Source organism: Pseudoalteromonas sp. SG43-6 (assembly GCF_014164365.1).
Classification (GTDB): Bacteria; Pseudomonadota; Gammaproteobacteria; order Enterobacterales; family Alteromonadaceae; genus Pseudoalteromonas; species Pseudoalteromonas rhizosphaerae.
On sequence record NZ_JACJEZ010000010.1, the window covers coordinates 89777 to 114521 of the forward strand.

At 40.7% G+C, this 24745-nt stretch carries 22 protein-coding genes; 12 read left to right on the forward strand and 10 right to left on the reverse strand.

Going from position 1 to position 24745, the window contains the following annotated elements:
* Positions 1-86: 86 nt before the first annotated feature.
* From dndB to H5201_RS06440, 6 genes are all read left to right on the forward strand, one after another.
* Entirely contained in the window at positions 87-1172 is a 1086-nt protein-coding gene (gene dndB / locus H5201_RS06415) for a DNA sulfur modification protein DndB (protein ID WP_182784020.1), read from the forward strand.
* Positions 1165-2748, forward strand: a complete 1584-nt coding sequence (gene dndC, locus H5201_RS06420) for a DNA phosphorothioation system sulfurtransferase DndC (RefSeq protein ID WP_182784002.1) — start codon at positions 1165-1167, stop codon at positions 2746-2748. Before dndB ends, dndC begins: the two co-directional genes overlap by 8 nt.
* A 1-nt stretch (position 2749) precedes the next feature.
* Positions 2750-4705 carry a DNA sulfur modification protein DndD gene (dndD, locus tag H5201_RS06425; protein WP_182784004.1) on the forward strand — a complete coding sequence of 652 codons (1956 nt, stop codon included), beginning with the start codon at positions 2750-2752 and terminating at the stop codon, positions 4703-4705.
* Positions 4702-5052: a DNA sulfur modification protein DndE gene (gene dndE / locus H5201_RS06430; RefSeq protein ID WP_220497152.1), complete on the forward strand. Its 351-nt coding sequence runs from the start codon at positions 4702-4704 to the stop codon at positions 5050-5052. Before dndD ends, dndE begins: the two co-directional genes overlap by 4 nt.
* A gap of 762 nt (positions 5053-5814) precedes the next feature.
* Positions 5815-6339 carry a type IV toxin-antitoxin system AbiEi family antitoxin gene (abiEi, locus tag H5201_RS06435; protein ID WP_182784006.1) on the forward strand — a complete coding sequence of 175 codons (525 nt, stop codon included), beginning with the start codon at positions 5815-5817 and terminating at the stop codon, positions 6337-6339.
* The gene (locus tag H5201_RS06440; protein ID WP_149981989.1) at positions 6340-7230 is read left to right on the forward strand and encodes a nucleotidyl transferase AbiEii/AbiGii toxin family protein; all 891 of its coding nucleotides are present in this window, start codon (positions 6340-6342) and stop codon (positions 7228-7230) included.
* A gap of 536 nt (positions 7231-7766) precedes the next feature.
* On the opposite strand, the gene H5201_RS06445 is transcribed toward H5201_RS06440, so the two are convergent.
* The 5 genes from H5201_RS06445 to H5201_RS06465 all read right to left on the reverse strand — a co-directional run bounded on the left by H5201_RS06445 (position 7767) and on the right by H5201_RS06465 (position 15998).
* A complete protein-coding gene (locus H5201_RS06445) occupies positions 7767-9041 on the reverse strand; it encodes a lipopolysaccharide assembly protein LapB (RefSeq protein ID WP_182784008.1) in 1275 nt (424 codons plus the stop codon).
* Positions 9042-9216: 175 nt separating this feature from the next.
* On the reverse strand, positions 9217-11646 hold the full coding sequence (locus H5201_RS06450; RefSeq protein ID WP_182762125.1) for a PKD domain-containing protein: 2430 nt from the start codon (positions 11644-11646) through the stop codon (positions 9217-9219).
* 33 nt (positions 11647-11679) lie between these two features.
* The gene (locus tag H5201_RS06455) at positions 11680-14379 is read right to left on the reverse strand and encodes a TonB-dependent receptor (protein ID WP_182740594.1); all 2700 of its coding nucleotides are present in this window, start codon (positions 14377-14379) and stop codon (positions 11680-11682) included.
* A gap of 113 nt (positions 14380-14492) precedes the next feature.
* Complete coding sequence (locus H5201_RS06460) at positions 14493-15473, reverse strand: FecR domain-containing protein (protein ID WP_182784010.1); 981 nt, start codon at positions 15471-15473, stop codon at positions 14493-14495.
* 6 nt (positions 15474-15479) lie between these two features.
* Complete coding sequence (locus tag H5201_RS06465; protein ID WP_149981994.1) at positions 15480-15998, reverse strand: sigma-70 family RNA polymerase sigma factor; 519 nt, start codon at positions 15996-15998, stop codon at positions 15480-15482.
* A 245-nt stretch (positions 15999-16243) separates the two neighbouring features.
* Here H5201_RS06465 and exbB point away from each other — a divergent pair, with 245 nt between their 5' ends.
* From exbB to H5201_RS06490, 5 genes are read left to right on the forward strand one after another with little or no spacing between them, the layout of a single operon-like run.
* On the forward strand, positions 16244-17203 hold the full coding sequence (exbB, locus tag H5201_RS06470; RefSeq protein ID WP_259399660.1) for a tonB-system energizer ExbB: 960 nt from the start codon (positions 16244-16246) through the stop codon (positions 17201-17203).
* Between the two features lies 1 nt (position 17204).
* Positions 17205-17639, forward strand: coding sequence for a biopolymer transporter ExbD (locus H5201_RS06475; RefSeq protein WP_182784012.1), 435 nt, complete (start codon positions 17205-17207; stop codon positions 17637-17639).
* Positions 17636-18478 carry an energy transducer TonB gene (locus H5201_RS06480; RefSeq protein ID WP_182719362.1) on the forward strand — a complete coding sequence of 281 codons (843 nt, stop codon included), beginning with the start codon at positions 17636-17638 and terminating at the stop codon, positions 18476-18478. The genes H5201_RS06475 and H5201_RS06480 overlap by 4 nt, the downstream gene beginning before the upstream one ends.
* A gap of 55 nt (positions 18479-18533) precedes the next feature.
* Positions 18534-19136 carry a biliverdin-producing heme oxygenase gene (locus tag H5201_RS06485; protein WP_182719361.1) on the forward strand — a complete coding sequence of 201 codons (603 nt, stop codon included), beginning with the start codon at positions 18534-18536 and terminating at the stop codon, positions 19134-19136.
* Positions 19137-19179: 43 nt separating this feature from the next.
* Positions 19180-19599 (forward strand): YbaN family protein, encoded by a 420-nt coding sequence (locus H5201_RS06490; protein ID WP_149981998.1) that lies wholly within the window; start codon positions 19180-19182, stop codon positions 19597-19599.
* Between the two features lie 247 nt (positions 19600-19846).
* Here H5201_RS06490 and H5201_RS06495 read toward each other — a convergent pair whose 3' ends face one another.
* On the reverse strand, positions 19847-20434 hold the full coding sequence (locus H5201_RS06495) for a sensor histidine kinase (RefSeq protein WP_182719360.1): 588 nt from the start codon (positions 20432-20434) through the stop codon (positions 19847-19849).
* 38 nt (positions 20435-20472) lie between these two features.
* Positions 20473-21219, reverse strand: coding sequence for a GAF domain-containing protein (locus H5201_RS06500; RefSeq protein ID WP_182719359.1), 747 nt, complete (start codon positions 21217-21219; stop codon positions 20473-20475).
* Positions 21220-21592: 373 nt separating this feature from the next.
* Here H5201_RS06500 and H5201_RS06505 point away from each other — a divergent pair, with 373 nt between their 5' ends.
* A complete protein-coding gene (locus H5201_RS06505; protein ID WP_149982000.1) occupies positions 21593-22483 on the forward strand; it encodes a TPR end-of-group domain-containing protein in 891 nt (296 codons plus the stop codon).
* Here the strand turns inward: H5201_RS06505 and H5201_RS06510 are convergent.
* The 3 genes from H5201_RS06510 to H5201_RS06520 all read right to left on the reverse strand — a co-directional run bounded on the left by H5201_RS06510 (position 22480) and on the right by H5201_RS06520 (position 24473).
* Entirely contained in the window at positions 22480-22800 is a 321-nt protein-coding gene (locus H5201_RS06510; RefSeq protein WP_182719357.1) for a hypothetical protein, read from the reverse strand. The two genes, H5201_RS06505 and H5201_RS06510, sit on opposite strands and share 4 nt — an antisense overlap.
* Positions 22801-22848: 48 nt before the next feature.
* Positions 22849-23673 carry a nuclear transport factor 2 family protein gene (locus H5201_RS06515; protein ID WP_182740590.1) on the reverse strand — a complete coding sequence of 275 codons (825 nt, stop codon included), beginning with the start codon at positions 23671-23673 and terminating at the stop codon, positions 22849-22851.
* 62 nt (positions 23674-23735) lie between these two features.
* Complete coding sequence (locus H5201_RS06520; RefSeq protein WP_182784014.1) at positions 23736-24473, reverse strand: ferredoxin--NADP reductase; 738 nt, start codon at positions 24471-24473, stop codon at positions 23736-23738.
* Positions 24474-24745 lie beyond the last annotated feature (272 nt).

Here is a 24745-nt window from a genome sequence, read left to right on the forward strand (position 1 = left end):
TTTACGTTATATTTAACAAAGTAAGGTTATAAAAATGCCTGTTAAAGTGTTACACTTTGCTAAAAATAACAAACCAAAACCTATTTATGTTTGAAAACAAATATTGCTACTCGTTCCCAACGGTGAGAGGCCAGCAAGCAGGCCGCCCTTTTTATATTGCGACCTGCCCACTTAGGATTATTCCGAAAATATTTTTATTTGATGAGGAAGAAGTCCCTGCTGAACTGCGAGCACAGCGAAGCCTTAACAGAACACGCCTACCTGAGATGGTTCGTTATTTAGTTGATAATCCTAAAGAGTATGTATTTTCATCGCTTACTGCATCTGTAGGTACTGAAGTGCGATTTATCCCACATGAAGGAGCGCACGACTTAGGTGTATTACAAGTTCCTATGGATGCTGAAATACTAATTAATGATGGACAACATCGCCGTGCAGCCATTGAAGAAGCATTAAAAGAAATGCCTGAGCTAGGTCAAGACAATATATCTGTGTTATTTTTTGTTGATGAAGGTCTAAAACGAAGCCAACAAATGTTTGCCGATTTAAATAAGTATGCTGTAAAGCCTAGCCCTTCTATTAGTGCTTTGTATGATTTTAGAGATTCGTCTGCCGGTGTTGCACGTTACCTAGCAACAGAGATAAAGCCTTTTGTAGGTTTTACTGAAATGGAACAATCGACTGTTTCGCCCAAAAGTGCCAAGTTATTCACTTTAAGTAGTATTAAACAAGCAAGCCAAATACTGCTCAGTAAAAATGCAAAGTCACATTTTGAAGATGGTGATTTACAAATTGCCGTTAGTTTTTGGCAAGCGTGTTTTGGTGTTATAACTGAATGGCAACAAGTACATAATAAAGAGCTCTCTCCAGCTAATTTTAGGCAAGAGTATATTCATGCTCATGGTATTGGTTTGCATGCGTTAGGCCGAATGGGTAAGTCATTAATTGCACAGCACCCTAGAGATTGGCAACATGTTCTGCAAAAGTTAAACAAAATAGATTGGCGAAAGAGCAACCCGATATGGGACAATAGAGCATTGCACCATGGAAAATTGTCCAAAGCTTCTAGTAATATTAAACTCACTGCCAATATTTTGAGGCAGGCTCTTGATTTACAACTTGAAGGTGACGATAAAAAACTAGAAGAAGAATTTAGTAGTAATCATGTTTGAATTTCAAAATTATGACGATATCCATGACTACATGGATTTTATCGAAGACCAAACCTTTGCCAAGCGCCCTTTAAAGGATCAACTTGCAGAGATTCAATATTTATACATGCGTGAAAACCAACCTTGGGTTGTTGCTTTTAGCGGCGGTAAAGATTCAACCGCTATCTTAACGCTTGTGTATTTAGCTCTACTTGGTTTAAGCCCTGAACAACGTACAAATAAAGTTTACGTGGTATTTTGCGATACCCTAGCTGAAGTCCCTATTTACTTACAAAAAGCACTGCATGCTTTAAATACATTGCAGCGGGCAGCTAGCATCACTGATTTGCCAATAGAAACTCGTATTATTACCCCTAAGGCCAGTGATACATTTTGGTCTCGTTTACTTGGCCGTGGTTATCCTGCCCCCAATTTAAAGCTAAACCGTTGGTGCACTGAAAAGATAAAACTAAACCCATTTAAAGACTTTGCAAAAACTGAATTTAGCGCTGAGCAGGCTCCTATAGTTGTTATTGGATCTCGCTCTCAAGAAAGCAAAAACCGTGAAGATATATTAGAGAAGTATCATTCAGGCAAAGAGTATTTTGATGAAACCGACCCTCACTATCGCCGGTACGCCCCAATAAAAGATTGGCAAGTACAAGAGGTTTGGCATTTGTTAGGACAACAAATTGCGCCTGGCCAATATGAAGAGTTAGGTCCTTGGGAAACACCTTGGGGTACTTCTAATATCGCTTTAGTAGAGCTTTACGACAGTACAAACTCAACTAGCGGCGAGTGCCCATTGGTTGAAACAGCTTCTTCACCGGGTTGTGGTAAATCTCGTTTTGGTTGTTGGAGCTGCACCGTAGTTACTAAAGATAAAGCAATCGATGGACTTATAGCTAACGGTGAAACTTGGTTGCAACCTTTAGCTTCTTTTAGAAATTTTTTGCATTCAACTACTGAACCAAGCGTCAAGGGTTTGTATCGTCAAAACCGTCGTAGAGATGGCAAAGTTAGCGTAAAACATGGAATGCAAGAAGAGGAACACGTTGAATTTATTCATGGCCCGTACTTTTTGCATTTGCGCAAAGAGTGGTTAGAACACCTTTTAACTATGGAAAAAGAAATCAATAAACAAGGGCGTGATGTAACATTGATTACTGAAGGCGAGCTTCATGAAATTCGTTTTCAATGGCGTAATGATCCACTAACACCCGATTGGGCTGATGAGCTACCCAAGATCTATAAACGTGTATATCCAAACGGTCCGATTAGTTTCTTAGAAGATGATGGTAATAAATTCAGCGATGTTGAATCTGAAATGATTAAACATTTGTCACAAGTACATGAGGTCGATGCTGAATTAATCAAAAAGTTAATTGATGTTGAATTAAGCCTTTCTGGGTTTGGTAAGCGCCAAGGTATTTTTAATCGCTTAGATAAAATATTACGCCAAGATTGGGGGAACTTGGAGGTTGCTAAACAAAAAAGAGAGTCAGAAAAAACTCTACAATATGCTCTTTTACAGGACATTAACGAAATTCAGTCCGAACTAAATGGTATTGACTCTTTACTAGATTGCGAGCTTTGAAATGATTATTACTAAATTAAGCTTAAACAACTTTAGAGTTTTTGCTGGCAAACATACCGTTAATCTCAAACCAGAGAAAAACCGTCCTATTGTGTTATTTGGTGGATTGAACGGTGCTGGTAAAACGAGTCTTTTAACTGCCATTCGATTTGTATTACTAGGGCGCCAAGCTTTTGCTAATTCATTATCAAATCCTGCATTTATAGCAGAGCTTGAAAATCTCATTAATAACAGTGATGGCAATGCAGCTGCAAAATCGGCAAATATTGAATTAGAATTTGATTACGTTCGCCAAGGCGAAACCCACCATTATACTATTACTAGATTTTGGCAGTATGGCTCTATTGATGAACTAACTATTACTGAAAATGGAGTAACAAAGCTCGAACTAAATTACGATCAAGCCCAAGCATTTCTTTTAGAATTAATACCTGCAGGTATTGCTGATCTCGTATTTTTTGATGGCGAAAAGATAGCTGAACTTGCTGAAGATAATTCGGGAGTAGTTCTTCAACATGCTGTTAAAAGGTTACTTGGCTTAGATATAGTAAATCGGCTTAAAGAAGATTTGAGAATTTATCTACGCAAGGCTGGCGTAGCAGCTAGTGAGGAAAAACTCAAAGAGCAATATTTGAAGCTAGAAGCAGAAAAAGATGACTACTTAAGCCGAGCACTGCTTAAAAGAAGCGAAGCTGATTTAGAATTTAACGGCATAGCAGAGCTAAATAGAAAATTAGCGACAGCAGAGCAAGAGTTACTAGCAGGTGGTGGTGCTTGGGCAACTAGTAGAGAGCATACTCAAAATTCAATCAATGAGAAAATCCAAGAAAAAGCTGTATTAGAAAGTAAATTACAACATGAGCTTGAAAGTGATTATGCTATAGGTATTGCTCAAACAACGCTTAAGAAACTTATTGAAGAAATAGATAAATCAACAGATAACCAAAAGCGATCTACATTTAAAGCCCAGCTAGCTCAATTTTTAGAACAATCAAAAAGTAAACCATTTTACCCTTCTAAAGATCAGCTATTAAAAGCAGCTGAAGAGTTTAGTAAGCCAGAATCAGGTGCTATTAGTTTCAATCTGAGTGAGCAACAAAGCGCATTAATCAAAGAGCAAATAAATAAGCGTGCTCCACAATCGATCAAAAATGCTCGCTCATTAAAAGTAGAGCTCGTTAAAATTCAAAATCAGATTGAGAATGCATCGCTCAACGTAGCAAGGGCTCCTGAGCAAGAGCAATTACAAAAAGCATTTGATAACTTAAGATCACTTGAAAAGCAAAAGAATGAGCAAGTAAAAACCTATAGAAGCTTTTTACTTGAAGCTAAAAGCTTTTTTAAACTAGCTCAAGATCTCACAGGCAAATTAGTTAAGCTTCAGAAAGAAATGAAATCTGCTTTTGGAGAGCAAGATTCAGCTATTAGAGCAAGCAGAACTATTGCCTTACTTGATGACTTTTCAATTGATTTAGCCAAAGTTAAGCTTCAAGAGATTGAATCTAAGTTTATAAATTCTTATAAAAAACTTGCTAGAAAAGATGAATTAGAGTTAAACGTGAAAATTAATCCTGAATCTTATAATGTTTCATTAATAGATTCGCAAGGTAAAGACATTGATAAGAATGGATTATCTGCAGGTGAGAAACAAATTTTTGCTATAGCTATGTTAGATGCCCTTGCTGCTATATCAGGTAAAAAACTTCCAGTTGTCATTGATACTCCACTGGGTCGGTTAGACTCAGCCCATAGAGATAAACTGGTAGAATTTTATTTCCCATCAGCATCAGAACAAGTAATTATTCTCTCGACTGATACTGAAATAAATAAAACATATATTGATAAGATGCAAAACTATATATCTAGGAAGTATGATATTAGCTTTGATCAAACAACTAAAACTTCATCAATATCTGATGGTTATTTTTGGGAATCAAATAAAGTGGGAACAGAATGATTTTACCAAACCGTGGTATGAAACTAACAATTGAAACTGATGAGTTTCTAAGGCGTTTAAAAGGAAGAACGAAGGTAACACCTAATGTGTTGGCTAGAATTGCTTTCTTCACCTCTGTAGAAGCCGGAAATAGATATAATGGTGAGCCGATCGAGCTTAACGGCTCTTTATCGCTAGATAAAGTAACATGGTTAGGTGAAACAGGTCTGATTACAGAGATGACGTTGCAAATGCTTTATCCTGATAATGATCAACAGCAAAATACAAAAGCATGGGCATATCATGTTATGCAAGGCTCTAAAAGTTTTAGAAATGTAAAAAACATTGATGACTTAGTTATTGCCTAAATAAATGTAGTAAATAGTAAACACTTGCATGGATACTGACAGGAACCCAGTTCATGGATGAATTATTTGCATAAGAGTTTATTTAAAGACTGAGCCCCCTTAGTTGCCGCTAGCAGAAACCTCGAATAGAGGTTTTTATCCCTAACAAAACCATGTAAAACGCGAGATAAACTCTCGCCTACATTCATAAACACCAATCTACCAACGAACTCCAACTCCCCGTGATCACACCTGAAACTGAGTTAATGATGAGTAATTTACAGCATGGATGCTGTAAAAGCGTAACTTGGCCATGGATGGCCTATCTACGCTGTTTACGTTTACATTATTAACGATGTTGAAGAGCAAGTGTGATCCCCGGGGCGCCGTGGGGTTCCAAGGGGCGGACGGCGGTATTCGCCCCTTGGTTGCCGCCAGCAATCTGGCAAAAACCTCGAATAGAGGTTTTAAAACAATCACAGCTAAAGCTCGTTCCTACGACAGTAAAAGGCGCTAGGATTAACACGCCGCCCGTTATCTTCTCTGTGTAGCGCGTCAATTTTCAACATTAGACATTGTCGCCATAAATGACGACCTACAAGGAAATGCTAAGATTAGCGCGCAGCTCGTTGCTCATTGCCCGAAGTCGGTTTATAGGGTGATATAAGTACGAGAGCTAGATGACAATACAAGTCAAACTAGAGTTAATCTAAACTCTAGTTTGCTTCAATTAAGCTTAAGGTCTACAATTAATAACATTATAAGTGTTAAATTGTAGACCTAATGAATAAAGCAGAAAGATTATTAGCAATACTAGCTAGCTCTGTTAAAGCAGGTGGCGGTATTCATACCAGTGCAGAATTGGCTTTTATGATGGCTGAAAAACCCACTCCTGCATTCACTAAGTTTCTGACTGACAATGTTAATAAAGGGCTATTAAGAAGAGTCTGCAATGGTATTTTTGAAAGCACGCTCACGCCACCTGACCCCACCACCGCTATTTATAAAATAGTTAAAAAACTACGTGGCGACGTTTTAAATTACATTAGCCTAGAAAGCCAGCTCAGTTACACTGGCGATATTTCGCAAATATTATTTGATAGGTTAACGGTAATAACGAAAGGTCGTAGTGGCACATTTTCAACTCCGTATGGGGTTATTGAGCTGACCCATACAAAAAAGCCAATTGATAAATTTGCGAAAAATCTATATTTCGATAAAAGCATCAAGATGTACCGAGCAAATCCGCTGCAAGCGATTGCAGATCTAAAAGCCTGCAATCGCAACGTACACATGCTGGAGAACTAAATGTTAACAGAATATATACGCCAAATCATAGCTGCAAATCCAGAGTACGCTGGCGTCACGCCTGTGATTGAAAAAGAAATTCTTCATCACGACATTATGGCTGCAATGGTAAAACAAGGTGTTATGCCTTCGCTTACTTTTATTGGTGGCACCTCACTTCGTTTGTGCCATAACAGTTCTAGATTATCTGAGGATTTAGATTTTAATGGTGGGCATGACTTCAAGCCAAGTAGTTTCAGTGGCTTAGAAGTTGAAATCCAAAAATACATACAAAATAAATATGAGGTGCAGGTATGGGTAAATAAACCAGCTGAAGATAATCAAGCTAATACTTCATCTTGGAAAATAAGTATCGAAAAAGGAAGTAATCGTCCTGATCTTCCCCGCCAAAAAATGCATATAGATATTTGCGCTATCCCGTCATTTGATATCGAAAAAAGGCCATTAATAAATCACTATAATATTGTCGCGCCAACAGAAGGTTTGCTGATCCCTGTACAATCATTAACGGAAACGCTTGCAGACAAGTTTATTGCATTAGCCTACCGTGCTAGGCGCATTAAACCGCGCGATGTATGGGATATAGTATGGATAAAACAAAGAGGTGTTGCGGTATCTAAGCAACTGATCAATAAAAAGCTTGTGGCCAGGGGTAAAACCAACGAAGACTTTATTGAGGCACTGACTATTCAATTAGACAAGCTACAGCATGACGATGAAGTTCGTAAAGACTTCAATATTGAAATGAGCCGTTTCATTCCAAATCAAATCAAAGAAAGAACAATCGACAACCCTGATTATTGGCCATATGTACAATCAGAAATTAGTACTATGTCACTCTCAATCCTTAATAATGGTATTAAAAATAATAAGTTTGATATGGGGAGCTAACTTTAAGGCCTACAAAAAAGCACCTTAAAGGTAATATTTTGTAGACTGTAAGGCGCTAGGTTTTGGGGAAGTAACTTGGTGCTAGGATGATTACCTTAGACCGCTGCTTTGTCTTCTCTGTGCAGCGAAGCGCCTCGGTGCTCTCGGTGGTAAAATTGATTTTAAATGATTTATTCACCACAGAGGTTAAGAGGCGCTGCGCTGAAGAGAAAATGACGAAAAGACTTTTGATTTAGGGAAGTGACTAGGTCCCGAAGCTCGTGGTTTTATATCTTCTCTGTGTAGCGAAGCGCCTCGGTGAGCTCGGTGGTAAAATTGGTTTTTAAATAATCACAGCTAAAGCTCGTTCCTACAAAATAAAGGCGCTAGGTTTAGGGAAGTGACTAGGTGCTAGGGTGTATTCCGTAGCACGAAATCCGAAGCCGGTTTATAGATCGCGGGGTGAACCCGCTGCTAGGCGATTTAATGTGCATTCCTAACCAGCGTACTGGGTTTTTAACCCTTCACCTTTAGCCTTTAACCTTTCACCTACCTATTTACTTTTTTCTTAGCCAAAACAAGCTGCCTTCGGTGGCTATCCAAGCTTGTTTGCCAAGTGAATTTAGGTATATACCCACTTCATCTTTACTGCCTGGGCTGTAAAAATGAAACTCCTCAGATTTTAGTTTTTCTTGCCCGGTGAGTATTTTTATAAAATGTTTATTAAGCTGTTTAAGTTGCTTTTTGTATTGCTTGGCTTGGCTAGAGTCACCATGTTTATGAAACTCACTCAAGGCGCGGCTTGCTGTGGCATGAAGTTCTTCGCTGTCGAAGTCGGCTAAAAACGCATCCAGTTTTTGCCACTGTCCTTTAATTACATAGCAGTTCATTAGCCAATGGCGATTAGCTTGATTATCCATGGGGTTTAGTTGCCAAAGCACTTCAAATTCGTCAATAGCGTATTGTATGTTACCTTGTAATGCGTTGATTTGTGCACGATGCGCTCGTAACATCATATAAGGGCGTGTTTCGTGGATCAGCCAAAAGTGGCCTTGGTTCTGTGCTATGTATTGCTCTGTAATAACACCTTCAAACAGTTCCAGTAACGCTGCTATAGGTTCAAATGCGCTTGGAGTAAAATCACTAAGGATTGCTTCCATTAATTGATCAATCACTTCGTCGTCGAGCACTTTACCAGCAAAGTCATCGTTGTGGTGTTCACCTGCAAACTCTTCCGCGAATTGTTCGTTAAACGCGGCTTCGTCTTCATCTGTCCAGCTGGGGTCTTCAATAAAACGAACGCTATAAAGCACATCGGCTACAAAATAGCTGTAGTTCTTTTTATAGGCTTGCGCTAGGCCTTGGTTGTCAGCAAATTTTTTAACTGCAGCTTGTTCAGAGCTAAATGCACTCAGTACTTCATTTAAACTCGTTAGCAGGTCTTTTTGGTGTTTGTTTAGGCTGCGTTTGTCGATAAATTTAAGTGCTTGTAATGCCCCTTTACAGTAATTAGGCAGTGGCATATTAGCTTTGAGTGAATCGCGGTAGTCGGTTTTCGATAAGCTGCATTTAGTGGGCATTTTAAGGTCTTCGGTCATCACTTTATGCATGCTGTTATTGTAATTTTCCATCAGGCTTTCGAGGTACTTTAACTCAGTGTCTGTTGTAAAATTAATGTCACCTAATAGGTCTGACTGCCATTGGCTGGGCATTATTATGTCGGGCAGTAAGCCTAACCCTAAAAAATAACCTTGGATAAAATAGTAATCTGGTTTTTTATCGCTTAATACAGTTAATTTAATGACATCACTGCGTATTTTGGCGGGCGACATAGCTTGTCCTGCTCTTTATAAGTTGGCTCTAGTGTACCAATTGATTTATGGGTTACAAGATTATGGCGCGAAATTTTCGATAAAAACAACGATAGGAAGTTGATTAAGTTAATAACAAAAAACCCAGAGCGGTATGCTGGGTTTTTTGTTATTCGTTGAACTACCAAGTATTTAGTTATTCAGCAACACATTCAGGCCAATCATAGAATAAGCTTGATTTGTTGGCTGTGCGCCATGTTTCATATACGAAGGTGATTTCAGGAATTTCTTTAATGTTAAAAGAAAAATGAAAACCTTCAGATGCTTCTTCGTTACGAATACACGCAACCACTGGCAATATAGTTTTAAATGCAACTGATTTGCCCTTTGCTATTACTTGCTCATTTTTTAGATTTTCGAAACGCGGTGTTAAGCTTGCTAACCCACCATTAATATGGCGCACCTGTAAATTTTCAATGGTGTAATCTGCATCAGTGGCGGTTAATGACCAGCTAATATAACCCTCTTCAAGATAAGGTTTAGAGCTGGCACTAAAGTCATTCGCAAAGGGTGGAATATTCTCATACGGTAATGGATACCATAGGCTTTCATTATCTTCGTTGATGCTACGTAAACGTACACCTGTAGCCTCTGTGAGTGGGTCAACGTCAACGACAAAGTCATACTGCGGCGCATCATCAATTAGGTCTGTTGCAGAATAACGGAATGTATATTTACCTGGCTTTGTAAATACTTGCCCACGGGTATTTGGGCAATCAGCTTCACTTGGGTTGCTAGTAAACTCACCGCCTGCTGGGGTACTGACAAGCTCTTCATGAGTGAATACTTCATCGCCATCGGCATCAACGGTTACTGGGCGATGTAATAACGACATGCACGGTAAAATTTGATAGTAGTCTTGGCCAGGATTTAAGCGTCCCCAGCTACGCGCCCATACAACGGAACGGATCTCTGGAGCGGTATTGGTAAATTTAGCTAAACCACTGTCTTGTGCATACGCCTTAGCAAATAAGCCACGGTCATCTTCTACAATTAACTGCGCAGTATAAGATCCCGGCACATCGGTGAGCACTTTTGCACGACGGTATTCTTGGCTTTGTGGTTCAATTACCGGTTCGATAGTCGCATTACTGCCATCAGGCTTATCTGTTAACTGCCAATGAAAGGTCAGTGGATCATCATTAGGGTCGCTACTTGATGCATCAAACACTAATGCATCACCCACCAGCACTGACTTTGATTGTGCATCAACGCCGCCAGTTGCAGGTTGACCGTTAACGTTACCTATTTTAGCTTGCATGCTGGCATCAACTGAAATTTGGTTTTCGCCGTCAGAGACAACCATACGTACTAAATAACTGCCGGTTATATCAAGCTTTTGAATCTTTTTACCCATAGGTTTCCAAGAACCAATATCCACTAGCTCTGCAATACTTCCTTGCGGTTTTTCAATAAGCGTAGCTGCAATAATTTGTAACGGCTCGCCTTCTGGATCATAGCCGGTAAAATTAAATTCAGCTCTTAAGCCTACTTCTTGTTCACCAATACTATTAGATGGGTAATAGCCGGTTGCTAATAATTTACCGATCGGTGGGGCATTGCTAGTCGCGTTAGGATCTTTTTTGACGGTGACTGTAACTTCTTTTTCTTCACTTTTTCGGGTGCCATCAAATACAAATAGTATTAATTTATAACTTGCCACAGCTTGTGGGGTAAAACGCACTACAGCCGTTTTTGTACCTGTAAGCTCTGGTAGTGGTACATCTTCAGGATCCGTTGCTGAGCGTGACGGCCATTGCCAGCGATATTGTAGTGGCTCCCCTTCAGGGTCAATGCTGGCTGATGCATCTAAGATAGCTTCTTCGCCTAGGATAATAGTTATGTCGTCGGCTTTAGCCACTGGTGGCGCATTACCTTCTGAAACGCTTACCACAACTTGTTTTGGTTCACTTGCTACGTCGTTATGAGTCACCACTAACTGCAATGTGTAATCACCTGCTAAATCAACAAACAGTGTACTTTGGCTTTGCTCTGCGTTATTTAAATAACCCGCACTGTCGGTGGGCTTTTCCATAAGCGTCCATTGGTATAGTAATGAATCGGTACCACCTGCTGGGTTTACGCTTTGGCTACCATCTAAACCTACGCTATTAGTGCCTAAATTAACACTATGGACTGAGTCAGTAATTGCGACTGGATACGGGCTGGTTGCGCTTAGCGTGATACGCGCGGCTTCGCTATTATTTGCCCCGTCATTAACAATTAAACTCACAACATAATTGCCTGGTAAATCTGCAGTAAAGTCTGTTGTTATGGTATTGGTGTTGGTGATATTAGCAGTACTTGTTGCTGGTCGTTCAATGAGCTGCCATTGATAAATTAAATCTGTTCCCTCTGCACTTGTACTCGCCTCAGCATTCAGCGTGACTTTTACCGCGCCATCCTTTAGTGAGAATGCTGATTCTGCTGGCGATTGCAGCTCAACAACCGCTGTTGGTTTTTGCTCTGTTGTTTGTGTACTGTCTTTGTTATCACTACCGCTACCACAGGCTACCATAGTAAGCGAAAGCCCGACTATGGCTATTGCGCCAAATAGTTTTTTCATTCTTTTGTACTCCTTGCTGATAGGTGTTATCAGTTAAAAATTATAAGTTAGGCTCAGCCGTGCAGTTCTTCCTGGTGCAGGTACTAAACCTAAACTTAAAGCGTCGAGGTAATAACGATCTGTAACATTATCGATGGTAAAATCGAGTGTTGTGTCGTCGTTAAATTTATAACTAGCGTAGATGTCTAAAAGGTTATAACTGTGCCAAAGTACCGGTTCATTAAACCCTGTAGGTGCGTTATAGCGAGGAATTGAGTTGCGCTCTCCCATAAATGTGCCACGCAGCCCAGCTTCTAATTGCTGCTCAAATAAACGTAAGCCAAGGTGAGCACTGGCGTGCCAATTTGGCGGGATCATGTTATTAATATAGCTTTCAGGAAGGCCCCAATCATTACAGTAGTAGCGCACATAACTGCCCACATTACACACTTCTATCTGGGTATAATGCGTGCCGCTAAGCTCAGCAACCCAGTATTTTGTGTCGTAGCTAAAATTAAGCTCCCAGCCATTTAAATCTAGGCTGTCGATATTTCGCATTCGAAAAAAATCGTTGAGGCCGCCTTGTTTTTGCTCCCACGCATTGGGTTGCGTACGGGTTAAATAGTTATCAACATGATTTTGGAAATAGGCGAGCTTAAAGCCCACTTTATAGTTATTTGTTAGTAATGAGTCGGTTAAATAATTAAGGCCAATTTCTTGGTTTTTAGCATGCTCTGGCTCTAAAGGGATATCTAAAACGGGGCTGACAGACCAACCAGAGGTACTTTCAAATAGGCTTGGCATACGCAAAGCTTCACTGTGGCGAATATAAAACTGCAGTCCTTTATATGCCTGCCACTTTATAGCAACCAATGGTGCTGTGCCTGAGTGGCTATTTTCATACTGTACTTCTAGGCAACCATCGGCGCCGTCAGACACACAAGCAGGATCGTTGCTAGTAATGGTTACTGGGTTATTATCTTTCGATGAAAAGTGCGTAAAACGCAGTCCCGATTCGAGTGTCCATGCTGTTAAAAACTGCCAATCAATGGCTGTAAAAGCACTAAATTCTTTGCGCCAACCACTGCGCGACCCTGCATAGAACCCTTCGGTTTCAGGGGTGTCGGTATCCATGTCTTCATACTGTGCGGCAACACCATAGCTCAGCGCTAGTTCGCCCGCTGAATAAAACATCATGGTATTACTCACATCAGTTCCAAAGCGCTGATAATCATCGCTGCGAGCAACATTATCGACTATATCTACTGAGCCAACACCAGGGGTATTTAAATGGGTAAGTGCATCGGTATGCCAAAAGTTGGCTTTAAAATCAGCCCAATCATATTTGATTGGCTGCCAGCGATATCGCACTGTGTAAGTTTGATTAGTGACTTCGCTATCGAGCCATTGCCTTGCTTGACCAAAAGAGCGTATTTGCGATGGCATCATTTCGCCGTAGCTGCTGTTATAGCGTATATAACTCATTTCGAGGCTTTGATCGTTGGGCAGCAACACATTGCTTTTTAACAGCCAAGATTCACTAGAAAAATTGGTATTGGGGATGCGTTCATTGGCACGAAACCGCGATGCCCCTTGCATTGACACCGCCGTTTCGGTGTACCAAGCAAGTTTGTCGGGGGCTGCGTAAATTATTTCAGGTGCAGGGCCGTTACTACCTGCATAGTAATTACCTTGCTCGCGCTTAGCATAAGCAGCAATTAGATCGCCCCACTGAAAATGCTTAGCGGCAGCAAAACTGCCTGCATAACTAGCAAACTCAAATAAGCTGGGTCTATCCATGCCCTCCTCAGGAGCAAAGCGCTCTGGCATTATGTACTGCTCAGTACAATAACTCGAAAAGCGACACTGTGAACGATAGGCATTGCGTGGTAAATAATACCCTGCGTATGTACCTGGCTCTGGCGTATTAGCGCTATTACCGATGGCGCTAACACGTAATCTAAACCCGCTGAGCTCACCCTCTTTAACAATATCATCAGCCGACAATGTACTAACGCTCACCAAGCCACCTGTCGCCCCAGTGCCATCAGCACTCATGATAGGGCCTTTACTGATTTTAAGTGAGCCAATCAAATCGGGATCAATGTAACTGCGGCTCGATACACCAGAATAGCCGCGATACACGGTGGTTTCTTGACGACTACCATCTATCACTACAGGTACTCGTCCTTGGCCTTGCATGCCACGAATATTAACATCAAGCCCGCCTGAGTTACGGTTTTCGCTGATCAAAACACCGGGTGTACCTTGAAATATATCGCCAACACTGGTTCCTCTAAAGCGTTCAATATCTTGCTGGGTAATTAGGTTTACTGATGCGGCTTCGGTATAGGTTTGATCTTTTAGATCCCTATTGCGACTTTGCACATTAATGGTATTTAGCGTGATCAAATCTTGGGTGGTTTTTTGTTGCACTAGCCATGCGCTATTACTAACAGGTAAAGCTTGTAGATTGGTATTGCTTAACAGCCTTTGTAAGGCTGCCTCTATGGTCATTTCATCGGTTATTGCAGCGACTGAAAAACCACCGACAACACGCTCTTCAAATGATAAAGTCACACCCGCTTGGCGTGAAAATAAAGTCAGTACATCACCAAGCTGGCCTGCGGGAAGATCAAATTTGATCATTTTTAATTGTGATGTTGCAGATACTTGTTCAGCTAAACTTGCTGAAGGGGTAATCACCAACAAACCTGTGACTACGATGAGTAAATTTAACGCTGCGCGGGGCATAAATGGTTTCCTATTTCTTTAATGCATACTTATATGACGCATGAAAATAGTAATCCCGTAACTCTAAATGATAATTATTTTATATTTTTTCCTGATGAACTAAATAAACATAGTTATGAGCGAATTTCGGCCCACCAACGGGTTCTGTAATGCACACTTGCCCGAGCGCTACGAGCGACTGTTTTAAGGATCAGGTGAGTGTCATTTAACTGAAAAACGCCGGAGACAAGGTAGTCATTTAAACTGGGGGCAATTTTTACAAAACCACGGTGATAACGAGATAGTTCAGCTAAAAAAGAATTGATTGACATATTTCGCACTGACAACAGCCCTGCTGTCCAACTACTGTAGTCAAATATATGATTGTCTAACTGTTGCATTGAATTTACGGTAATTTTATATAGCTCGCCAGCCTTGATCGCCTGATTGGTAAATAAGCCGTTTGCTTGCGCGAGCTTAACACTGCCTTGCATAACTTGAACTAAAGCATGATCGGCTTCATTACGCACAAAAAATTGTTTGCTGTCACAAAGTAAAGTTCCGTGCTGTAACGCCACCTGCACAGGCTGCGTATTAGCTGAAGCTATAAATTGCATTTCTCCGCGGGTTAAATGAATGTATCTATTGTGAGCATTAAAATTCAGTTCAACAGTGCTGTTATGATTTAACCAAAGCTGGCTATTATCGGAGAGCGTAAATAATTGCCGTTGATTGGTAGTTGCGTGATCTGCGTTAAGGTATTGCCATGCCCCCTGTTTGTCTGCCAACCAGCTTACACTGGCAAGTCCTAGTGTGGTTCCAGCGATCCTTTTTAGCGCCTGGCGACGACTCATGCTTTGTATATCATGATCGGTTTTTTTTAAGGTCATGTGAGCAATACGACCATTTTTTTTACTCACCCCGGCAAATGCAGCCTCCATGTTTTCTATCCGTTGCCAGGCTAATTCATGCATCGGATCGGCAAGCCGCCATCGCCTATATTCAGCCATATCTGCAGACTGTGCGTTGCCCGACTCTAAACAAATACGCCACGCAATCGCTTGCTGTACGACTTGTTCTGGTAAAGGTGTTTTTTGTGCACACGTATTATTCACAATCGCTTACTCTATATCACAGTATGTAAGGGTGTAGCACTCTAACATCGCTTTCGCCATGTATTTTTCAATAGATGATAGGCTCACCTTGAGTTGCTTTGCGACTTCTTTATAACTGAGCCCGTCGAGTCTAACCATTAAAAATGCTGTTTTTTCGATTGCTCTCAAACCACTCAATAATTTATCTATTTGCTCTAGTAAACTAAGCAGCTGTAGTTGCTCTTCAGGCGAAAAATAGGCTGCTTCTGGCATGCTTCCTAAAAATAATAAATAGTTTTCTTCTAGAACTTTGCGACGAATGTTATCGGTTACTAAGTTTCCGGCAACTTTTGTAAGCCATGCTCGCGGGCTTTGTATTTCGTTATACAAAGAGGGCTTATTAAGTAAACGCATAAATGTATCTTGAGCAAGATCTTGTGCATTATCTTTGTTGTAGGTACGTCGAGCGATCCAGCGAACAAGCCACTCATGGTGTTCCTGGTAGAGCGCATTAAACCCTACTGAGTTAGCGGTAGTGCTAGTCAAAATTTAACTATTCCTGTAGCATATTTACCGCGAGTATAAATGATTTTCATTCCTATTCAAGTTAATTTGGGTATTCTGCAAACATTATTAATAAAAAATTTATTATTCTTTTGATGAAAATCGGATCTCGTTCGGCATTAGTTATATAGCCAATAATTTGTCCATCAAAACGATGCGGCATATTGATCTAGTATGTTGGTGTTACATCGCCACATTTACAAATTACGTAAAAATTAGGGAGCAAAATGTTTATAAGAACTATGTTATTTGTGTGTTTAATGGGTGGTGGAACGTCTGCGGTTCACGCACAACAAGCGGCGCCGTCAACAGCCTCCAAAGTAGAAGTTACAGGTAATGCTGTTACACCAGAGGTGAATACAAATACGCTATCAGCTAAATCTTTAACCGTAGGATCTGACCTTGATACAGACACCAATACCACGGTTAGTGTTGACGAGGCGGCTTTTGATCAACATGACTTATCGCCAATCGGCATGTACAAGGGCGCTGATGTGGTTGTGAAGAGCGTAATTATCGGGTTACTTTTAGCATCGTTAGTCTCATGGGCTATCTGCATATTCAAATCTGTACAGTTAAATATTACTAAGCGAAATGCCAAAAAATTGCTTAAACATTTAATTCAAAGTGAAAGTTTTGCAAAGGCCAACCACACTTTATTACTACAACAAAGTGATGCCTTAACACTCCTAAAAGCAACCCAACATGAGTTACAACTAACTGGCGAAGGACTTACTACTGACGAAGGCTTAAAGGAGCGATTAGTCGCGCGTTTAGAGCGTGTACAAGCAGCGCTAAGCGCAAATATGAATCAGGGTACAGGCATATTGGCAACAATAGGCTCTGTTGCACCGTTTGTCGGTTTGTTTGGTACGGTTTGGGGCATTATGAATAGCTTTATTGGTATTGCTAAAACACAAACAACTAATTTAGCCGTAGTCGCCCCTGGTATTGCAGAAGCTTTATTAGCAACGGCTCTGGGGTTAGTTGCAGCGATCCCAGCCGTTATTATGTACAACCATTTTTCTCGTGTAATTGGCAGTTACAAAGCACAGTTAGCCGATATTCTGACCGCGATCATGATACTCGTGAGCCGAGATCTTGACCGAAAACATCCTGATGCAAAACACATAGCCTACCTACTTAACGATGAAGACGCTGCAAATGCAGTATCTAAAGAGCTTTAAAATGGCATTTAGTAGTAACCGTACCGATAGCGATGAATTACAAGAGCAGCATGAGATTAACGTCACTCCGTTTATTGATGTGATGCTGGTGTTGCTAATAATTTTTATGGTGGCGGCCCCATTAGCCACTGTCAGTGTGCCAGTTAAGTTGCCTGCTGTTGCGGCACCAACCCAACCGAAAAGTGATGTTCCAACTTACCTTACTCTACAACAAGACCTTACTTTAATACTTGGCGAGGGAGATAAAATAAACCAACAAAATTTGGCGCAAGCACTAAAACAACATGGTATTGAAACACAGCAGCAAATTTTGATTCGTGCAGATAGCAAAGTTGAATATGGTCAGTTCATGGCATTAATGAATCAATTAACTAAAGCCGGCTACTCACAAGTTGCTTTAGTCGGTCTTGAACATGAAACGGATGTTGCCCAGTGAGTTTATTCGCAGGAAACGATACCAGCGCTTCTCACTTGGTGCGTTGGCATGTTGTAGGCGCTTTTTTTATCGCCGCGATGCTTCATGCCGCCATTGCGGGTTATTTTTTAATGCCGACAGAGCATAACAATATCGTACCCATGCAAGCTTCACCGCAGGTGTTTGAAGTCAATATTGTGGCAGCCCCCAAAGCGGAGCCATCGGCACTTCCTGTCGGACCTGCGCAACAAGAGTCAGCACCAGTAAAGCGGCAGGTAAGCAAGCCGACAACAACAATAGATAAACCCTTGGTAAAGCCATTACTCGAAAGCAAATCTGACTTTACCATTAGCGATAAACAACCTGAGCCAGCACCAAGTAAACCAGTAGAGAAATCTAATCAACAACAAGAGCAAGATCCACAACCGACTCCGCTGCCTGATAACACCAGCATAACAGGAGCCAGTGAACACTTGGTAGAGCAAAGTAGTGCTCCTTTGGCTATTCCAGTGAAAGAGTCAACAGTCGCATCTGGTCCGGTAAAAGGTGCTTTAAGTGAACAGCAAAGTACAGCTAAACAACTATGGCAAAGTGCTATTCAGATCCACCTAGAACGAAAAAAGCGCTATCCACGAATGGCAAAGTTAAGGCGCCAACAAGGTGTTCCTTGGGTGAGTTTTACCATGGACAGAGCAGGTAATATTTTAGATGTCACATTATTTAAAGCAAGCGGAATAGCTGCATTAGATAATGAGGTCATCGAATTAGTTAGACGTGCTGAGCCCTTGCCCGTCCCTCCAGAAGAAGTTACAGGGAACCCAATAAAAATGGCCGTGCCTGTGGCATTTTTTATTCATTAACAGCTACTTGCTGTGCTTATTACGAATTACTGAAATATAAAACTAAGGACATACAATGATTGCAGACCAACATGTTAACAATGAGATTAATACGCCTTCATTAACAACACTATTTAAACTCAATACCACGACTATTCACGATAACCTTGATAAAACGATTATGACTAAGCGACCGTTTGCAAGTTTAGACCGTTATGCTTTATTTTTAGAAGTTCAATATCGATTTCATTTGGCTATTGCCCCTCTTTATAGCGATACTAATTTAAGCCGCTTAGTGAGCGATCTGCCAACACGGCAGCGCCTAAGCCATCTTGAACAAGACTTACGCGATATTAACGTCGATCTGAGTGAAGTAACAACCAGCGTTAACTTAGTGCCGGTTGACTACCCAGCCTCACTGGGTTGGCTTTATGTATCAGAGGGGTCTAATTTAGGCGCTGAGTATTTATTAAAAGCAGCAAAACGTATTGGCTTATCAGAAGAATTTGGTGCCTCGCATTTAGCACCAGCAACAATTGGCCGCGGGCAATCATGGCAAGATTTTACAACGGCTTTAAATACGGTTGAATTAACTAAAGAACAACAGACACTCGCAATTAATGGCGCTCGCGATGCTTTTAGTTTGGTTCGTAGTGCTGTTGATTGTGTATTTGTTTAAGTAAAACGTGAGCTGCAAGTGCATTAAAATTAAGCGATAAAGTATGAAGCGTACAGGTAAGAAAAACTCGATGTTAGTTATTAGTAAATTTAAGCAAGTGACTTATTTATTAAGTGGCTTCGTGTTAACCGTAATGGGGATTGTCGGTGCTTTTTTGCCGATAATGCCAACAACAGTATTTCTTATTGGTGCTGTTTTTTGTTTTAGCCGTTCATCAAAGCGCTTTGAATCTTGGTTAATTAATCACCCTCGCTTTGGTAAAACACTAATCAATTGGCAAGCCCATGGCGCTATTTCTAAGTCGGCAAAAGTAATGGCCAGTTTAGGTATGGCTGTTGGGTATGGATTATTTTACCTAAGCGCGCAACCTTCTTTATTACTGGCAACTGTTGTCGCGCTTTTTATCGGTGGCAGCGCATATTACGTTTTATCTCGCCCCTTACCACCAAAAGACTGCTCGTGATGGTTGCCACTTAATTAGGCGCGAGATTGATAACCTCGTCCCTAAGTAAAAACAGAGGGAGTTAAGGTATCCAGTCAGCGCTAGCTTGTTAGCTACAGCTAAGTAAACAACTCACCTTTAAGCTGGTCCTCAGGCAGTAGCGGTTTAAGTTACCCTGTCACCAGAATATTTACTCAACAATGACCGTATTCTTTACGAGCAAATTGTTTGAGTATCATGCTAAAACTCTGAGTTTTATCAAATATAGCTAGCTCAGGCTCAGTGGAAAAGTAAAAGTGACGGTAATACCTTGCTCTGGCTGACTATGTATTTTTACATCGCCCTGAAGAGCTTGGGTGGCAAGGTTATAAACAATCGCCATACCTAAACCGCTGCCGCCATTGCCACGAGTGGTGGTAAAAAAGGGTTCAAACACACTTTGTAATACGTCCTTGCTCATACCGTGGCCGTTATCGCTATAGCGTAATGTGTAAGTGTGTTGCTGGGTATCTAGGTGAACGGCTATATTGATATGATTATCTTCGCGATCTTTAAAGCCATGCACACAGCTGTTACTCACCAAGTTCATAATAATTTGGCTTAAAGCCCCCGACACTGTGATAAGCGTTAATGCTTTGTCGCACTCAATTGTGGTGGTTACTTTGTGGCTGCGGGTTAATGGGGTGAGACTATGTATTGTATTAGCTAAGTAGTCATTTAACTTCACGGTGCTAATATCAAGAGAAGATTGATCGACCGCTGTTTGTTTAAAATTACAGATCAATGCTGCGGCTCTATCAAGATTACTACTGGCAATGATTAAACACTCATTAATATGCGCGACAAATTTTTGCAAATTGCTTTTCGATAATGTGTTGTCATTTAGCTGTTGAGTTAGTTGTTTAAGATTATCTGTTGCCGAACTATTGGCGGTAACGGCATACCTATTGGCGTGTTTACTTCATGGGCAACACCTGCCACTAGGTTTCCTAATGCGGCCATTTTTTCCGCTTCAATTAGCTTTTCTTGGGTACCGGTTAACTCTTCCAATGTTTTTTGTAAGGTATTCGTTCGCTCAATCACCCGCTCTTCTAGGCGATGATTGGCAACTTCTAATTGTTGCTTAACTAAACGACTTTCTTGCGCCGACAATGCGCGGCCATAAAGATCAGCAAGTCCACTCAAAAAAGTGCATTCATCATCCTCCCATTGCCTAAAACTGCCAGTATGTTCACAACAAAAAATACCGATCATTTCTCCTTTGAATCGGATCGGTGCATCCAACATTGATTTTATTCCTAAAGGCGTTAAATAATGCTCTGAAAATTCAAAGGTAGCGGGATCAGTATGCGCATTATTAGCAATGATCACGCGCTGAGTATCTAACGCAGAAAAATAAGCCGGATAGTTCTCACGTGATAATATGAGGCTTTGGTTTACATTGTTGTTCGCGCGGTCAAACAGTAACTGACAATGACACTCGGTATTATCTTTATTAAATAACCAGATGCTAGCACGCGTATTATTTAAGCCATCAATAATGGCATTTACAATTAATTGTTCTGCAAGCTCTATATAGCCATCATCTAACGCTGATGAAGTAGACACTTTATAAAGTAATTGCACAAGCTGTTGCCGCATTGAATACACCTTCCCCAAACTATGGTCATCAATTTAGTTTAGTTGATGAAATTAAATCCTACCTCAACAATTATAATGCTTTAAATATTAAGACGTTGTTCAGATATGTTTGGTTATTATGAACACTCACTCCTGTTGATATCCCTGACGACTTTATGTTGTTTAAGCAGTTTTACCAGCTCTTCTTAGAGCTGGTTTTTTTTTGCCTGTTTTTAATGGCTTCATTTTCTTCCATTACAGCAATGCAGCGATTACCAAGCACACAGCAGTAAAAACAACCTCGAAAGATCAACCCACCCTAGTTACTAATAGGTAGTCATGTTACAGTTTCATTAATTTACTTAGCACTTTAATTTATCGACTAGGCAGTAGTATGCGTCATTATTTTGTATCAATTTTACTTCTTTTTGCCACTTTAGTGGCAGCTCAGGCACAGGCACAAGAGTCTCGCGCTGTACCCAACCTGCAACATCAAAAACAGGCACTCAAAAAACTCCAAGAGCCGATGTACAGACCCTTGATGGAACGCTATATTCTTGATGAACTCAAAGCGGTACGCCAAGATCAGCAAAAACTACGTGAAGACGTTACCAAACAAGTCACTCATGCTCAGCTTGATACCGCTGATCGCGCACTGACTTACACCACTGATACAATTAATAATGTATTTTTTATCATCACTGCCACAGCCTCTATTTTGGTACTGGTTGGTTGGAACTCGTTACGTGATGTAAAAAACAAAGTAGAAGATATTGTAAATACCCGTGTCAGCGTGATCACTAATGAATACGAAGCACGGTTGAATACATTTGAAGAAAAGCTACGCGAGCGCTCTGAAGAAATTTTAAGTAACCAACAAAAAATATCTGTTACTAATGAAGTCCACTCTTTATGGATGCGCGCTAATTTAGAAAGCGATATAGCCAATAAGATCGAAATATTTGATGAGATTTTAAAACGTAAACCCGAAGATGTTGAAGCTATCGCTTATAAAGCCGATGCATTACTAGAGCTTAATGAAACAGCTCAGGCGATAGAGTTGTGTAACCAAGCCTTGGATATAGACAGTGACTACGGCTACGCTTATTGGCAACGTGCATGTGCCTATGCGTTGACGCATAAACACGCTGATGCGTTGGCCGATATTAAAATGTCGTTGGAGTATTCACCCAACTTACGTAATGAGCTATTGCATGAAAGTGCATTTGCCAGTTTGCACGACAATAGCAGCTTTAATGCGATTGTATCTGGCGACAATGATTAGCGTTCTAAGAAGCTTTCTATTGCTTGAGTGAGTAGTTCATCGAGTTGCTCCTCAAACTCATCTTTGTTGGTTTTAAAGTGCGCTAGATATGCCTGTGCATGCTGATCAGATAACAGCCGAGCATTAATACTGTATTCGCGCTCGGCTTTAGTTTTATCAAACCGCGGGGTAAAGTGGTACAAAGCAAAATAAGGGGCAACCAATTGCTGATTAGCATAATCGCAAAAGCGTTCAATTGTTTGCGCACCTGTTGGTCCTAAACAGCCAGGCTCTACACGATAAAGTAACTTAATTTTTTTATCATCACTAATGTCCATACTCGTCGCGGCCCCTTTATTTGCCTATATAATCTGCCTATTAATGCTCTATCTAAAAAAGAGCACTTTAGTTATTTTGCCGTTTTCAACTTGATAGCTAGAGATTAACTCCCCGCGCTTATCAACTACATTTGGATCTGTTGAACAGGTTTCTGACAGTTCATGATCGATAACGATATTACCGTGTACAATGCGTTTAATTGGGGATGATTTTATACACTTTAATTTTTTAAACATTATCCCGTAACGGGCAATCAGTTTTTCTTTGCCCTTAAACAGTAACTCATTTGGAAAGGCATAAAACTCTACATTTTCATCATACATACTAATAAATGCGTCGATATTTCTGGCGTTGTACGCCTTAATTAATTGCTCGATAACGGCTAACGATTCGCGTGACTGTTTGGCTTTAACTTGTTGCTTGAGTGTTAGCGCTTCTTTAGCTTGGATCACCGCTTGCTCTGCTTGTGCGACTGCAAGCTGTTTTTCTTGTTGCGTTTTAGGAAGCTCAGCAGGTTTTGCCGCTTCGGTGCCAAGTACCTTACTGGTATCAACTTCAGGCTCGCTTGGTTTGCTGGTGTCTGTTTTAATTGGCTGTGTTGGTTCAACATTCACAGGTTCAGCTGATTGCTCATTTTGCGGGGTTAAAGTGATCACCGCAGGGCTATCTTGTAATTCAACCTCAGTTGATTTAGCTGAGGCTTTACTCTGCACTGACTTTTCTTCACCAGCGCTAGTGTCAGTCGTTTTTACTGCAGCAGGTAATTCAGCTGCTTTTGTTTCAGTTTTAGTCGGTGGTTCAACTACTTCAGCTGCAGTTGCTAATAATTGCCACGCAAGTAACAAACTTACTAAAAAAAATAACGGTTTCATACTGTTCCTGAGTAATTTAAGAAACTCTAAAATAACAAAATTTACCGGATCGCGATAGCTTTTTACCAATACTGCTCAACGGTGATTTGCCCAGGCTCCCGACGACGATTGCGAGTGTAGCCTTGTTCGGTTAATAATGCGCTGGTGTCTTTAACCATTTGTGGATTACCGCAGATCATAAATTGACTATTTTGCGGGCTAACTACACTGTCACAATGCTTAAATAGAGTGCCATCGGCGATTCGATCAGTAATGCGCCCATCTAAGCCGACAATTGCCTGCTCGCGACTCACTACGGGCAAATAACTCAATTGCGGATACTGCTGTAACTGCGCGATTTTTGCTTGATAACTTAAATCTGCATTCAAACGCACACCATGCACTAAGGTAACGTGCTTAAATTGCTGCCACACATCAGGCTGCTCTAAAATGGATAAAAACGGCCCAATTGCGGTTCCGGTGCTAAGCATAAATAACTGTTCACTGGCGGGGATTTCATCAATAGTAAAAAATCCACTGGCGCGGCTTTCAATCATCACCGTATCGCCGGGTTTAAGCTTGGCTAATTGTTGTGATAATAAGCCATCTGCCACGTTAATAAGATAAAACTCTAAATCGGGAGAGCTTGGTGCATTTACGTAAGAGTAAGCCCGTGCAATACGTTTTTCATCCATCATCATAGAAAGCTTAGTAAACTGACCTGCTTTAAACGGCTCCACATCGGCATTCACAATTAAACTAAATAACGTATCAGTCCACCAAACAATATCTTTAACACTCGCTTCAACCCAATTAGACACAATTAACACTCCTTAATTATTGCTTTGTATAACAGTGGCAAGAGTGCACAGCATTGTCAATGTTTGCGAGTTTGCTTATCTTTTATAAAGGTACGAGTTTGCATTCACTTATAAGGAGTGCGAGTTTGCGAGTTTGCGAGTTTGCGAGAGGATGTAACTAATTTTGTGTAAATGCCTATCATAATTTACTCTATCAAGAGTTTAAGGATTAGGCGATGAACATGAATAAAGAAGAACTCGAAGCGTTTGCTAAGGAAGCGGCTAAAAGCATT

What these genes read in the sequence shown, in the direction of transcription:
- H5201_RS06445 (WP_182784008.1), bottom strand. Translation starts at nt 9,041, where the DNA reads ATGTCGCCCGCCAAAATACGCAGTGATGTCATTAAATTAACTGTATTA.
- dndD (WP_182784004.1), top strand. Translation starts at nt 2,750, where the DNA reads ATGATTATTACTAAATTAAGCTTAAACAACTTTAGAGTTTTTGCTGGC.
- H5201_RS06510 (WP_182719357.1), bottom strand. Translation starts at nt 22,800, where the DNA reads ATGGACATTAGTGATGATAAAAAAATTAAGTTACTTTATCGTGTAGAG.
- exbB (WP_259399660.1), top strand. Translation starts at nt 16,244, where the DNA reads ATGTTTATAAGAACTATGTTATTTGTGTGTTTAATGGGTGGTGGAACG.
- dndB (WP_182784020.1), top strand. Translation starts at nt 87, where the DNA reads ATGTTTGAAAACAAATATTGCTACTCGTTCCCAACGGTGAGAGGCCAG.
- H5201_RS06440 (WP_149981989.1), top strand. Translation starts at nt 6,340, where the DNA reads ATGTTAACAGAATATATACGCCAAATCATAGCTGCAAATCCAGAGTAC.
- H5201_RS06485 (WP_182719361.1), top strand. Translation starts at nt 18,534, where the DNA reads ATGATTGCAGACCAACATGTTAACAATGAGATTAATACGCCTTCATTA.
- H5201_RS06500 (WP_182719359.1), bottom strand. Translation starts at nt 21,219, where the DNA reads ATGCGGCAACAGCTTGTGCAATTACTTTATAAAGTGTCTACTTCATCA.
- H5201_RS06455 (WP_182740594.1), bottom strand. Translation starts at nt 14,379, where the DNA reads ATGCCCCGCGCAGCGTTAAATTTACTCATCGTAGTCACAGGTTTGTTG.
- abiEi (WP_182784006.1), top strand. Translation starts at nt 5,815, where the DNA reads ATGAATAAAGCAGAAAGATTATTAGCAATACTAGCTAGCTCTGTTAAA.
- dndE (WP_220497152.1), top strand. Translation starts at nt 4,702, where the DNA reads ATGATTTTACCAAACCGTGGTATGAAACTAACAATTGAAACTGATGAG.
- H5201_RS06490 (WP_149981998.1), top strand. Translation starts at nt 19,180, where the DNA reads ATGAAGCGTACAGGTAAGAAAAACTCGATGTTAGTTATTAGTAAATTT.
- H5201_RS06515 (WP_182740590.1), bottom strand. Translation starts at nt 23,673, where the DNA reads ATGAAACCGTTATTTTTTTTAGTAAGTTTGTTACTTGCGTGGCAATTA.
- H5201_RS06475 (WP_182784012.1), top strand. Translation starts at nt 17,205, where the DNA reads ATGGCATTTAGTAGTAACCGTACCGATAGCGATGAATTACAAGAGCAG.
- H5201_RS06450 (WP_182762125.1), bottom strand. Translation starts at nt 11,646, where the DNA reads ATGAAAAAACTATTTGGCGCAATAGCCATAGTCGGGCTTTCGCTTACT.
- dndC (WP_182784002.1), top strand. Translation starts at nt 1,165, where the DNA reads ATGTTTGAATTTCAAAATTATGACGATATCCATGACTACATGGATTTT.
- H5201_RS06505 (WP_149982000.1), top strand. Translation starts at nt 21,593, where the DNA reads ATGCGTCATTATTTTGTATCAATTTTACTTCTTTTTGCCACTTTAGTG.